We start from the raw sequence: 12705 nt of genomic DNA, 5'->3' as shown, positions 1-12705 counted from the left end.
GATGAAGCCGAATAGCCGCCTGGCCGCCTGGCTGATGCTCAGTTGTACGGCATGCCTTACGGTGCTCGCCTACCACCCGGGCCTGCACGGCGGGTTCCTCTTCGACGATTTCGCCAATCTTCCCGCGCTGGGCGAGACAGGCCCCATCACCCGATGGGAAACCTTTGTCCGCTATCTAACCTCCGGTACCGCTGACCCGACCGGCCGCCCGATTGCCCTGCTCTCATTTCTGCTGGATGCGCGCAACTGGCCGGCAAACCCCTATCCATTCAAGCGGACGAACCTGCTCGTTCACCTGTTGAATGGTGTATTGCTGTTTCTTCTGCTGCGCCGATTGGGCACTGCCGCAGCCGTGCGGCCCGAACAAGACCGCAAACGCCTCGATGTGGCGGCGGCCCTTGGTGCCGGCTTCTGGATGTCGCACCCTCTCTTCGTCTCGACAACGCTGTACATCGTGCAGCGCGAAGCCATGCTGCCCGCCACGTTTACGCTCATGGGGCTGCTGGCCTGGTTGCAGGGCCGAAAGAAAATGACCGAGCGTGCCCTGTGGAGAGGACTGGCCTGGATCGCTACGGGTTTGGGCGCCTGCACCGTGCTGGCCCTGCTGAGCAAGGCCAACGGTATCCTCCTGCCGGTCCTCGCGCTCACGCTCGAGTTCGCGTTTTTGCGCCCCTGCGATCGTGCCGCCCACCGGACAATTCCACCGTCCGGTTACGAGCGCGCCATGCTGCTGTTCGGCTGGCTGCCCACGCTGGCAATCACTGTGTATCTGTTGCACGCAGGATGGCACGGTCTGACGGTCGGCATTTCCGACGCGCGCCCATGGACGCTGGGTGAACGGTTGCTCACCGAGCCGCGGGTGCTTCTCACCTACCTGCACATGCTCTGGCTGCCAACGCCTTTCACTGCCGGGCTGTTCAATGACCAGGTCAAGGCGTCCACCTCCTTGCTGCATCCGTGGACCACGCTGCCTTCGCTCTTGGCCATCACTGCGTTGATCGCCGTCGCGTGGAAAGGTCGCAACCGCTGGCCGGCGCTTGCGACGGCCGCCCTGTTCTTCTTCGTCGCACAGTCGATCGAGTCCAGCACCATCGCACTGGAACTGTTCTTCGAGCACCGAAACTACCTGCCTGCACTGCTGATGTTCTGGCCGCTTGCGTTGTGGTTGTGCGACGTCAAGCTCGTGGCACAGCGATCCACCGGCGCCCCCGATGGACGCTTACCCTGGCACCGCTCCCGCCTGGCCCTGGCAATCCTTGGCCTGGCCGCCTTGCTGATCATGACCTGGTCCCGGGCGAGTCTCTGGGGCAATACCCGCGAGCAGGCGCTGCTGTGGGCCCGTTTGAACCCTACCTCGGCCCGAGCGCAGGCCTTTGCAGCACAGGCGGAAATGCGTGCCGGCTACCCTCAATTGGCCATCCAGCGCCTGGAGCCCGCGTTGCGGTCCGCTCCCAACCAGGTACAGCTCGCCTTGAACCTGCTCGCCGCCCGGTGTGCCGCGGGCAACCTCGATAGCGCTGCACTCGCAGCCGCAGAACACGCGCTGGCCACCACTCGCGACACGGGCACCCTGTTGACCAGCTGGTTCAACCGGGCAATCAACGGGGCGGCATCCGATGGATGCCCGGCTCTGGACCTCAAAGAGATCAAACGCCTGCTGCTGGCCGCCCGGCAGAACCCACGACTCGCCAGCAATCATGGCCGCAAGCAGGATATCGACTATCTGCTGGGCCGCATCGCGATAGCCCAGGGCCAGCCGGGACAGGCTTTGGCGCTGTTCAACGCCGGACTGAAAGAGCAACCGCGCGAGAGCCTCGCACTCAGCCAGGCGGCCGAACTCGGCTCGGCCGGTTTTCCGGCGCAAGGGCTCGCTCACCTAGACTATTACCGATCGCTCCCGCCACCGCCCACGGCCGCTGACTGGAACATGGGACGTCTGCACGCCTATGTATTGCGCCAGCAGAATTACTGGCCACGGGAAATGGCCCGCCTGCGGGCTACACTGCTACAAGACCTTCACAGCACCCAAGCCCCTTCCGGATGAACCTCCCCTCCTGCCTTCGCAACCGCAGCCTCTGGCTGATGGCCATGGCATTCGTCCTCTGTACCGCAGCCTACTGGCCCGGACTTTCCGGTGCTTTTCTGTTCGACGACTATCCGAACATTGTTGACAACCACGGCCTGCAGATCGCCGACGCGAGCGTTTCCAACCTGGCGCGCGCGGCGCTGTCTTCTCCATCAAGCGAGTTCAAGCGGCCACTCGCCTCGTTAAGTTTCGCGGCCAACTATCTAGTAACCGGACTGGCTCCGTTCACCTGGAAGCTGACGAACCTGGCCATCCATTTGCTTAACGGGTGGATGGTCTACCTGCTGTCCCTGGCGTTGCTGCGAGCCACCGCGGAATCTACTGGGGCAAAGCCGAGCAATCGGGCGGGGTTGCTTGCGGTGCTCATTGCGGCCGGCTGGATGCTCCTGCCGATCAATCTCACGGCGGTGCTTTATATCGTCCAGCGCATGGAAAGCTTGGCCAACCTGTTCGTGCTGATTGGCCTGCTTGGATACGTCGCGGGCCGGCGATGCATGATGGCCGGCCGTCGGGGCATCTGGCTTTGCATCGCAAGCGTGCTACTACCCACCGCCATCGGACTGCTTGCTAAAGAAACGGCGGTGATGTTGCCGCTGTATGCGTTTCTCGTCGAGTGGATCGTGTTCCAGTTCGCTCGTGTGAGTAACGCCCAGGAACCGGCGAGACATCGGGGACTGTTGCTGTTGTTCGTCCTGGTGCTCCTGCTGCCAATGCTGTCGGGCCTGGCCTGGCTGGTGCCGGGGCTGCTCCGGCCTTCCGCTTGGGCGACGCGCGACTTCACGCTCGGTACCCGCCTGCTCAGCGAGGCAAGGATCGTCACCGACTACATAGGCTGGACACTGCTACCCACGCCCGGCGCACTGTCGTTCTATCACGACGACTTCCGCATTTCGACCGGCTTGCTGAAACCTTGGACGACGCTCGCCAGCATAGGCTTCCTGGCCGCGTTCATTTTCGGAACTTGGATCCTGCGTCACCGCAATCGTTTGGCCTCGCTCGGCTTGGCCTTCTATCTGGCGTGTCATCTGCTCACCGGCACTATCCTCCCGCTCGAGCTCATCTACGAGCATCGAAATTACTTCGCTAGCTTTGGTCTGCTGCTAGCGCTCGTTCCGCTGCTCGCCGCACCGCGCATGTCCCTGGGCAAACCTGCCGAACCGGGCAGTCCTGACAACGTTGCGTTTGACCGCCCCCTGCCCCTGTCGATGCCCCGATACGTCCTTTTGGCAGGACTAATGCTGCTTTGGACGGGGGAAACCGCGATGACCGCCATCGCGTGGGGCAATCCGCTAAGCCTGGCGCAGGAATTGGCGGCGCGTGCACCAGAGTCACCGCGCGCCCAATACGAACTAGGGCGCACGTACATCATCTACTCGCATTACGACCCGAACTCGTTCTTTACAGATCAAGCCTACGCACCACTCGAGCGAGCGATGCAGTTGCCCGACAGTTCGATCCTTCCCGAGCAAGCGCTAATTTTCATGAACGCTCGTTTGCATCGCCCATTCCGCGATGAATGGTGGGACAGCCTCGTCGAAAAATTGGCATCGAGGAAGCCAGGTGTACAAGACGAAAGCTCGCTTGGATCACTGACCAAGTGCCAGATTGAACGGCTGTGCGCATTGCCTAAGGAGCTCATGATCAATGCGTTCCAAGCTGCGCTTTCACATCCCCGCCCGTCGGCGAGGCTACTCGCGACGTATGGGGACTACGCCTGGAACGTTCTGGATGATCGCGAACTGGGTGAACAAATGGCTGCCGCGGCGGTGGAAGCCCAGCCAATGGAGCCCGCCTATCACATCACACTCGTTCACATGCTTGTGGCACAAGGCAAGAAGCTGCAAGCCACCGAGCAACTACGCTCGTTGAAAAGGCTCAACATCGGCGGCCGTCTGTCGGAGGACATCCAGCGGTTACGAAAACTAATCGGTTCGATCCCCGAACCTTCGAGAGTCCGGACATCTTCTGCGCAAGCGGAGCCATGAGGCTGGGTATACGACGCGCGCCCTGGGGGTTGGTACCGACACTTCGCGGCAATCCACTAGCCACGAACACGGCGGTAGCCTCGGCTTGGCTTGCCATCAGGGCCTCGAGCCAGGCGCTGTGGGCCGTTGCGATCGCTCGGACATTGGGCCCTCAAGGATATGGAAGTTTTGCCGGCGTGGCGGGAGTCGCGTCAGCGCTTGGCGCGTTGTCCGGCCTTGGCTTTGGCTTAGTCATGCTCCAAGACGCAACGCGGGAGCCAAACCAATTTGGTCCCGCGTGGCGACGCGCGGTATTGATGGTGGTCGTCACTGGGACAGCCTTGCTGCTCGGCTTCATTCCGCTCGCCAGGACGGTTACGACCACGTCGCTCGATCTTCAGACGATGTTGGCGATAGGGATACCGGAGCTTATTTGTTTTCCGTTGACCATCGTGTGCAGCTACGCGTTCCAGACGCGCGAGCGCTTTGGCTGGGCCGGCGGCATGTACACGTTGGTGCCAATAGGGAATATTCTGGCGATTCTTGTATTTTGGTTTAGTGGATTACCCCGTACGTTGCAAACCTACGCTCCTTTCCACGCGACACTTGCGGTTTGCTCGATGGTGGCAGGGATATGGACTGTCCATTCCCGCCTTCGACCGAATAAGGCCGGGCTCTCAATGTCGAAGCGAGACCTCGCCGAGGGCATGGGCTTTTCGCTGGTTCGCGTTGTAGACCTGGCTTTGACGTCGTTGGACAAGAGTCTGGTGTTGAGATACGCAGGAGCGGAGGTGGCCGGCGTCTATACATCGGCTTTTCGGCTAGTCGCCGTGTTGACCCTACCGGTGACCTCGCTCTCGATGGCTGCGTTGCCTAAGTTATTCAAGCTAGATGTCCAAAAAAGCCAGAGGCGATTCGTTGAGGTGCTTTTTCTTTGCGGCCTCGCCTACGGCTTAGTTGCCATACCGATCATGTGGCTGCTTGCCCACGTTCTACCTTGGCTGCTTGGCCCGGCATTCGAAGATGCCTCACGGGCCGCGCGATGGATGGCTGCTGTTCCTCTTGCCTACGGCCTCAACGCAATTGCATGCAACGTTCTGATAGCAAGCCACAGGCGCCACCTTCGTCTACTTTCTCAAGCTAGTGGGGTGGGGTTGTTGTGCCTTTTGTCATGGCTGATTATTCCTCGCTACCAACTGCTTGGCGCCTGCGTGACAATCAGCCTCGCGATGGCAGGAACATGCACGATCCTTTGGTCGCTCGCCTGGCTTACTGCCAGACCCGCGGCCAGTGCTCCCAGAGGGAGCAAGTAGCGCGCTCCGGGGAGCGCCCGTGTTGGCAAGCCAGCTTTCCGGAACGAACTTCTGCCGTCGCGGCTATAGGGGGACGGTGACTTACTGTGGTAATCGTCCGCCTAGCACGGGCGGGGCCAGCATCCGACGATTGGAGTAGACGATGTCTCGAACGTTTTCCGCATCCGACGGCTCAGCCCCGGAGATTGATAGGCAGGCCATCGTCGATTTCTTCGAGGAGCGCGCCTCGAAGATAGAAAAACTAGGCCCCGTCAGAGCGGTCATCTATCAGGACAAGCATGCCAACCTTGCAGAGCGTCGCGACTCACTCGAAAAAGAACGACTCACGCCGCTGCTGCAACTTGAAGGCTCGCAGCGCCTACTCGATATAGGCTGCGGGACCGGCCGCTGGACCTCCCAGGTCGCTTCGCTATGCCGCGCGTATCACGGCATCGATGTGAGTGAAGGCCTGGTGACCTACGCTCGCACGCATTACGCGTCCTCATCAGTTCGCTTCTCGGTGGGCTCGGCGGATGATTTTTCGCTCGCGTCACTAGGGGAGAGGGAACCGTTCGATCGCATACTGTGCGCCGGCGTGCTGATGTACCTCAACGACGAAGAAGTCGCCAGCGCATTCCGATGCTTCGAGGCGGCGTGCTCGACGAGTGCAAAAATCTTGATCCGCGAGCCGATGGGGATCGAGCAACGACTCACGATCAAAGACCACTACTCGGAAGAAATGGACCAGACCTACAACGCGATCTACCGGACCGAAAAGGAGATCATTCACCTCGCGAACCATTCCCTTTTTGATCGAGGGTTCAGAACTGCCGGTGCAGAAGACCTCTTCCAGGATGCTGATCTCAATAACAGGAGTGAAACACGGCAGCGCTTGCTTGTTTTGGAGAGGGACTGATGAAGACCCTCTACTGCTTCGATTTGGACGGCACGATCACCACAACCGAAGTTCTGCCGTGCATCGCGTCGGAGATGGGCATTGCGGACGAAATGGCGACGCTCACGAGGATCACGATGGAGGGTCTGATCTCCTTTGAAGACTCGCTTCGTCTTCGCTGCCTTTTGATAGGCCAGGTCCCTATCGATCGTGTGCACTCGATTATTGCGGCCATCCCCTTGGACCCCGCGATCGCCAACTTTATACGACGACATCCGGAAGAATGCTTCGTCGTCACCGGCAATCTCGACGTGTGGATCGGACCTTTAGTAAGCCAATTAGGTTGCAGGACTTTTTCCTCGAAAGCTCAATTTGGCGAGGAAAGGCTCAAACTGGTCCACGTACTCAACAAGGGCCGCGTGATCGCTGATTTGCGTGGCGCGGAAGCGGCAGTCCGGATTGTGGCTATCGGGGATGGGGCCAACGATGTTCCGATGTTGGCCGCCGCAGACATTGGGATCGCCTTCGGTGGTGTGCACTCGCCAACCCCCGCAGCCACCTCCGCAGCACATTACGTCGTTCATGATGGAAACACACTATGCAACCTGTTGAAGGCGCTGTAATAGCCGCGGCCGGCCTTGGCTCCCGCCTCGGCTTAGGCATGCCAAAATGCATGTTGGAAATCGAGGGGACCACTGTTCTGAGCCGACTGATTGCGGTGCTCGAGAAGCACGTTCCCAGCATCCACGTAGTAGTTGGCTACCGGGAAGAGTTGATCATTGATCATTGCGCCCGCTTCCACCGCAACGTGGTTATCGTTCGAAATCCGGAGTTCCGTACCACCAACACCGCAGCGAGCATGACCTGTGGAGCCCGCGGCCTCAGGAGAAAGGTACTGTTCCTTGACGGCGATCTTTTGATCTCGGAGGCATCAATCGCGAACTTCGTAACGAAGGCTCAAGAGTCTGACGTTCTGCTCGGGGTTACCCGCGCAAAAAGCGAACAAGCCGTCTTCGTCCAGACATCATGCAACCCCCAGCAACCCTTGAGCGCCAATGGATTTACACGTGAATTGGCCCAACCTTACGAGTGGGCAAATGTCGTAGCTGGCCCTCCTGACCTCGTCGCATCCGCCGACGGGTTCGTGTATGAGGCTCTCATCCCCCTATTGCCGCTCCCGGCCGCCATGTTGGATCTTTGTGAGATCGATACTCCCTCCGACCTGAAACAAGCGGAATCGTTCGTTCGGACTATTTAGGAACGTCATTATGCGACCGACGATCGTCAAACAAGAGGGTGTAATTGGCGTGGTTGGAGTAGCGCCCTGGTCGACTCTAGATTTTTGCAAGACTCTCTACGGCATGGTCACCGCCACAAAAGACTGGCACTACCCGCGTGTACTGGTCGATATCAATACAAAAATACCCAGTCGTGGTCGTCATTTTGAGCTGGGGGAGGAGGATTTTTCGTTCGCCATCGAACAAAGTATTCGTCGATTGGCTGACGCCGGCGCCAACGTGGTCGTGGTGACCTGCAATACGGCGCATATTTATTACGCACGGTGGGCCAATTGCCCGCCTGTTCCTGTCCCTCATATCGCGCAGGCCTGCGTTGACGAAATGGCGCGCAAGCAAGCTCAACTTGTGGCTATTTTGGGCGGGGCCTCGCTGCGCTCAAGCGGTCTCTACGAGAATTTGCTAGCGGCCGGAGGCATAGCTGTTGCGAGGCTCTCGGAAACTGAGGCGGACTTGGTCGCCCAAGCAATCGAACAAGTAAAGACCACCAGTCGGATATCTGAGTCCATGCTGGCGGATCTGGCAGAACTGTTCAGGTCGCTGCGTAAAAGGGGCGTCGACGGATTAATACTCGGTTGCACGGAATTGTCTTCAGCGCTTCCGCTGGCGGCTGATCTCTTCCCTAACGTAGTCGAATCCAACGCGGCACTTGCCGCGGCGGCGTTGACTATTGCGATGCCCGACGGATTGAACACTGCCAATGGTCATATTGGGCCATGAGTGCTCGCGTCAATGTCGCCTTCTTACTCCAGCGAGCCGAAAGTTGGACCAACATTAGCGGCATTTGGGATCTCATTTGCGCCGACGCCGGGTTCAATGCAGAGATATGGCTTCTGCCCTATAACGCAGAAGATCTTCGATTGTCCCAGCAGCAAGCGCAGATCACACGCGACATGCTTGGCCGCCTCGGTATTCCCTTCACGGAATGGGAAGAAAACCGCGAGCGCTGGGACAATTTCGCATTCGACGTGGCTGTATTCACTAGCCCATATGATCGGGAGCGACCCTCGGGACTGCACTTCAAAGAGGTTGCGAAAAAGGTGCGCGCGACGCTTTACGTCCCGTATGGCGTAGTGGTAGGGGCGGGTTACAAAAACAGGTTGCATCAGTATGCGCAACCGGTCCAGGTACACGCAACAGCCGTTATCGCACGCTCGCGCGAAGAAAAGGAAATGTACGCAAAGTACTGCCCCTCTGGGAGCGCACATGTGCACGTTACGGGGCTACCACGCTTTGACTCTCTGCAAAACCTCGACAAATTTGAGATCGACCCCGACCTGGTTTCGTCCGTGGGGAACCGTCTCCCGGTTCTTTGGAACTCGCACTTCAGTTTCACTGCTGAATACACAGGCAGCGCCGACTTTTCTACTTTCGATATCGTCGGACCTGAGGTTTTTTCCTTTGCGGCGAACAATCCCGATATCGCGCTCATTTGGCGCCCGCATCCGGGACTCTTCCCTGCGGCCCTTCGCGCAGGTCTCTTGGATGAAAGATCGTTGGCAAATTTCAAGGACGAATTGCGGCTTGCGGGCATCATCCTGGATGTCCGCAGCGACCACCGACATGCATTTGCAATATCGCGTGCTCTCATCACCGATCTCGGCTCGTTCCTCATCGAATATTTGATCACGGCGAAGCCGCTTCTCTATCTCCGGAACCAAGCCGGACAAGGGCTTAACGACGAAGGCCAGGCGCTTCTGCCTTTTATTGACGTGGCCGATTCTCCAGAAGAGGTGATTTCATTCTTGGGGGCGTTGCAACAGCATGTCGATCCTGGCAGGCCCCTCCGCGACATGGCTCGCGCACGATTCTTGCCACGGGAAGACGGTCATTCGTCAGAACGTGTCGTCAGATTGATCAAGAGTATGGCCTCCTCCGGGGAGGCGGAGGGCCAAGCCCTGCAGGGTTACCCCGAAATGCATCGCCTCTCTGCCCTGTTGCGAGAACTAAGAACCCGCAAGCTTGCAGGCCGCGGCAGCCCAATGGTTGCCAGAGCATTCAAGAACGTCCGCGCGACCGTCGCTCACGCCATTAAGGGGAGCCCCCAGTTGCTCAGGCTGATGAGACGACTGAAGTCGCGTTAATAGCGTCCACCCGCGCAGCATGCGTCAGCAAAAACAACCACCGGGGATTTCCGGCTAAATGAGAGACAGGGCGGTCCGCGCCGCCAAAGCGATAGCGTCCCAACCCAGCTCGCTTGGCGCGGGAAGAACCTTTCGCGCCACGGTTTGATCCAAGATCGCCCGCGCAAGATCTGCCGGATCCCCCGGTTCCGCCATGAGCCCACCCAACTGGGCGGCGATATCGATGAAGTTTTCGGTGAAGTTGGGTGTACGGGTCGCGACAATCGGCCGCTGCATGGCCATGTACTCGACTATTTTGCAGGATGAAGCCATGTCGAGATAGGCTGAGCGCCGATAAGGCAATGCCAGCAGATCGCAACATGCCAGCGCACGCGGTACATCGGGATATGGAAGATCACCGAGATAGTGAATGCCGCTGCCATCGAGAACCAAGCCCGCTCGTGGCTTGCCTCCGATCAGGACTTGAAGGTCCGATCCGCTCGCTAGCAACCGCTGCCGGGCGGAAAGCAAATCGTCGATTCCTCTCCCTTTGTCCAGACTACCGAAATATCCGATGATCGTAGCATCCAGAGGAAGCCCGAGAGCGGTCCGGCACGCCTGCATATCTCGCGGATAAAAGTTGCTGGTATCTATTCCGTTTCGAACCAGAACGGACTTTTTTACCCTCTCGCCCGTTCGCTCCATTAGCGCACGGCTTGCGAACATGCATGCATCCGCACGGCGCAGCAGGAAATCGTATGGGTCGAAGCCCGGTAGAGTTGCAAAGGCACCGAACTCGTCGTATTTGTCGTAGATGTCGAAGACGAAGCGTGCCCTCAGCCGCCTGGCGAGGCGATAGGCCAAAAGCCCTATGTAACAGTCTCCGCTGGCCACGACGACGTCCGGCTTCGAGGAAAGCCGGCTTTGCCGAAGATACTGCTTGAACACCGAGAGTGTCCGTACTGGCGTCGAGACCACGTCAAGCTGGCCCTCGGTCTTCCTCACTAGATCTCGTGAGTGGTAATCAACCAGCCACAAACGCGTCGGCACGCCAGCTTGTGCCCAATGCCATGGCAAATTCCATATACGCCCATACTTTTCTCGCAGCGCATCGCGATTGGTGTAGAAGCGCTTACCCACAAACAACACTTTCATATCAATCGTCTGACTCGATCTATTTCCATAAGCAACGTCGTGTCTTGGACGTAAATCAAACTGTTGCTGTGCCGCCAAGAAGCTCCCAGAGTTGCTCGCCAAACACAGGCCACGCGAATTGTCTGGCGAACCTACGGCAGCCATCCGGCCGCACCGATCTTGCTGGAGAAAGCGCATCGAGGGTGCGTTCGGCAAACGCCGCGTAGTCCCCTGGCTCTACCAGCCATCCGGAAACGCCCGGTTCGACCGCATCGGAGACGCCCCCCACAGAGAACGCGACCGTCGGTACGCCGTGCGCGGCGGCCTCGACTGCAACCATGCCGAAACCCTCGACGTCGCCAGCCATCTGACGTACAGGAAAGACCAGGACATCAGAGCCTTGGTATGCCGCGTTCAACTCAGCTTGATCACACATGCCAAGGAAAATGAGGTTCGATGCCAGCCCAAGCTTTTCTGCGGTGGAGCGTATCTGCGCGGTGATCCCTTCTGCACGACCGGCCAGCGCATCCGGAGCTTCGTTGCCGATCACTACGAGCACGGCTTTCGGATGTCGTCCGACAATCACCGGTAGCACCGACTGCACGAACTCGAGTAGTCCTTTGCGCGGCGTTAGCCGACCCACAGACAACATGACGGGACGCTCCTGCAGGCCATGCCGCGCCCGCCAATTCGTAGCGGCATCGGCTGTTAGCTCCGACTCTAGCTCCACGCCTGGATGAAGCACACGAATCCGGTCTGCTGGGATGCCAGCCTGCGCCGCCAGAACAGCCGTGTTCCGACTGTTCGCCAGGCACAGATCGAAACGCCGGATCAGCGGTAACCATACTCGTTGGTACGTGGGATGCCGCACGACGATATCGAGACCGTGCAGATATACGGCGCACTTGCTGCGCCTCAAGCGCGCAGCCATTAACGCGAGGGGTGCTACCAATCCGCTTCCCGCAAGCACCCAATCGAAACGTTGCCCCAAGGCGGCGTAGAGCGTTTGTCGCGCGGCCCCCATCAGGTAACCGCGGAGGCTCGATGAGCCTGCTTCCCGCACAGAAACGCCCAAGGGCATCGATGTGCGGCATCCAGGCGGCCCGACGATCTCCAAGTCGGCGCGATTCGAGAGCTCCAGCACTAGATGATGGTTCAGCCGCTCCATGCCGCCTATCAGGGGGGGCAGGTTTCTGCTTACGATCAGGATACGAGGACGCACGTCCATCATCGGGTACCTGGCATCAGCAACTCTGTACCGAACACCGGTGGTAGACCTGGTATTGCCAACGTATCGGCCACAAGGTCAATGCGAGCGCCTGAAGCAGCCTGGCTGGCCACGTCAGCGGCGAGCCTCTCAATATCCATGACCGACTTAGTGGATGGAGATCGCGCCAACGAGCCTCTACTCGGAGCCCCGCATCACTGAAAAGTTGGTGCCAGGCACCAAGGGACAGGACATCCTCCCTTATGGCTTGCTGCTGAGTTCCTCCGTATAGACCTAGTCGACGGGTAAGAAACCCTGCGTTCGGAACGAGCAGCACTATGAATCCACCAGGTTTTAGCACCCGGCGCATCTCTTTGAGTGCCGCTAGTTTGTCGAGAAAATGCTCGAGCGAACCCATGCAAGTCACGATATCGAACGCGCCGGAGGGAAAAGGCAGCTCTTCGGCAGGGCAGCAGTAGAATTCCCCTTGAGGAAGCCGCTGACGGCACGCCTGAATTGCCTTCTCGGAGAGGTCGATACCGGTGACCGAGCGGGCACCGTGCTGGTGAAGCCAAGCGAGCCATTCGCCTGTACCACAGGCAACATCCAGTAACGCCCTACCCTTCAGAGAGCCGAACCGCCGACCAATTGTTCGGCAGTGCCATGGCAGCGAGCACTCCGTTTTGATGGCCACGTAATATTTGTTGTTGTAGAACCGCCGAATCTCGTCAAACCGGCCATCCGGATTCTGCATTGTTCGCCCATCCTT

Annotated in this window: 11 protein-coding genes; 8 read left to right on the top strand and 3 right to left on the bottom strand. The window is 59.0% G+C overall.

Going from position 1 to position 12705, the window contains the following annotated elements; genetic code table 11:
• Position 1: 1 nt before the first annotated feature.
• The 8 genes from J7I44_RS10245 (at position 2) to J7I44_RS10210 (ending at position 9616) form a co-directional block, all read left to right on the top strand.
• Positions 2-2044: a hypothetical protein gene (locus J7I44_RS10245; protein ID WP_209619935.1), complete on the top strand. Its 2043-nt coding sequence runs from the start codon at positions 2-4 to the stop codon at positions 2042-2044.
• 44 nt (positions 2045-2088) lie between these two features.
• Positions 2089-4071 (top strand): hypothetical protein, encoded by a 1983-nt coding sequence (locus J7I44_RS10240; RefSeq protein WP_209619932.1) that lies wholly within the window; start codon positions 2089-2091, stop codon positions 4069-4071.
• Entirely contained in the window at positions 4068-5363 is a 1296-nt protein-coding gene (locus J7I44_RS10235) for a lipopolysaccharide biosynthesis protein (protein WP_209619929.1), read from the top strand. Before J7I44_RS10240 ends, J7I44_RS10235 begins: the two co-directional genes overlap by 4 nt.
• Positions 5364-5505: 142 nt before the next feature.
• The gene (locus J7I44_RS10230; RefSeq protein ID WP_209619926.1) at positions 5506-6258 is read left to right on the top strand and encodes a class I SAM-dependent methyltransferase; all 753 of its coding nucleotides are present in this window, start codon (positions 5506-5508) and stop codon (positions 6256-6258) included.
• Entirely contained in the window at positions 6258-6860 is a 603-nt protein-coding gene (locus J7I44_RS10225; RefSeq protein ID WP_209619922.1) for an HAD-IB family phosphatase, read from the top strand. The genes J7I44_RS10230 and J7I44_RS10225 overlap by 1 nt, the downstream gene beginning before the upstream one ends.
• Positions 6836-7495, top strand: a complete 660-nt coding sequence (locus tag J7I44_RS10220) for an NTP transferase domain-containing protein (protein WP_209619919.1) — start codon at positions 6836-6838, stop codon at positions 7493-7495. Before J7I44_RS10225 ends, J7I44_RS10220 begins: the two co-directional genes overlap by 25 nt.
• Positions 7496-7505: 10 nt before the next feature.
• Complete coding sequence (locus J7I44_RS10215) at positions 7506-8252, top strand: aspartate/glutamate racemase family protein (RefSeq protein ID WP_209619916.1); 747 nt, start codon at positions 7506-7508, stop codon at positions 8250-8252.
• Positions 8249-9616 (top strand): CDP-glycerol glycerophosphotransferase family protein, encoded by a 1368-nt coding sequence (locus tag J7I44_RS10210; protein WP_209619913.1) that lies wholly within the window; start codon positions 8249-8251, stop codon positions 9614-9616. Before J7I44_RS10215 ends, J7I44_RS10210 begins: the two co-directional genes overlap by 4 nt.
• Before the next feature lie 54 nt (positions 9617-9670).
• Here J7I44_RS10210 and J7I44_RS10205 read toward each other — a convergent pair whose 3' ends face one another.
• Genes J7I44_RS10205 through J7I44_RS10195 form a run of 3 tightly spaced genes read right to left on the bottom strand, consistent with a single transcriptional unit; the run spans position 9671 to position 12690 of the window.
• Complete coding sequence (locus J7I44_RS10205; RefSeq protein WP_209619910.1) at positions 9671-10750, bottom strand: glycosyltransferase; 1080 nt, start codon at positions 10748-10750, stop codon at positions 9671-9673.
• A gap of 55 nt (positions 10751-10805) precedes the next feature.
• Positions 10806-11957, bottom strand: coding sequence for a glycosyltransferase family 4 protein (locus tag J7I44_RS10200; protein WP_209619907.1), 1152 nt, complete (start codon positions 11955-11957; stop codon positions 10806-10808).
• Between the two features lie 16 nt (positions 11958-11973).
• Positions 11974-12690 (bottom strand): class I SAM-dependent methyltransferase, encoded by a 717-nt coding sequence (locus J7I44_RS10195; RefSeq protein WP_209619904.1) that lies wholly within the window; start codon positions 12688-12690, stop codon positions 11974-11976.
• Positions 12691-12705: the final 15 nt, after the last annotated feature.

It is taken from the genome of Frateuria flava (assembly GCF_017837635.1).
Lineage (GTDB): Bacteria > Pseudomonadota > Gammaproteobacteria > Xanthomonadales > Rhodanobacteraceae > Frateuria_A > Frateuria_A flava.
This window is presented reverse-complemented; position numbering and strand designations above follow the sequence as displayed.

Coding starts and splice junctions, on each gene's coding strand:
- J7I44_RS10245 (WP_209619935.1), top strand. CDS start 2: ATGAAGCCGAATAGCCGCCTGGCCGCCTGGCTGATGCTCAGTTGTACG.
- J7I44_RS10240 (WP_209619932.1), top strand. CDS start 2,089: ATGGCATTCGTCCTCTGTACCGCAGCCTACTGGCCCGGACTTTCCGGT.
- J7I44_RS10235 (WP_209619929.1), top strand. CDS start 4,068: ATGAGGCTGGGTATACGACGCGCGCCCTGGGGGTTGGTACCGACACTT.
- J7I44_RS10230 (WP_209619926.1), top strand. CDS start 5,506: ATGTCTCGAACGTTTTCCGCATCCGACGGCTCAGCCCCGGAGATTGAT.
- J7I44_RS10225 (WP_209619922.1), top strand. CDS start 6,258: ATGAAGACCCTCTACTGCTTCGATTTGGACGGCACGATCACCACAACC.
- J7I44_RS10220 (WP_209619919.1), top strand. CDS start 6,836: ATGCAACCTGTTGAAGGCGCTGTAATAGCCGCGGCCGGCCTTGGCTCC.
- J7I44_RS10215 (WP_209619916.1), top strand. CDS start 7,506: ATGCGACCGACGATCGTCAAACAAGAGGGTGTAATTGGCGTGGTTGGA.
- J7I44_RS10210 (WP_209619913.1), top strand. CDS start 8,249: ATGAGTGCTCGCGTCAATGTCGCCTTCTTACTCCAGCGAGCCGAAAGT.
- J7I44_RS10205 (WP_209619910.1), bottom strand. CDS start 10,750: ATGAAAGTGTTGTTTGTGGGTAAGCGCTTCTACACCAATCGCGATGCG.
- J7I44_RS10200 (WP_209619907.1), bottom strand. CDS start 11,957: ATGGACGTGCGTCCTCGTATCCTGATCGTAAGCAGAAACCTGCCCCCC.
- J7I44_RS10195 (WP_209619904.1), bottom strand. CDS start 12,690: ATGCAGAATCCGGATGGCCGGTTTGACGAGATTCGGCGGTTCTACAAC.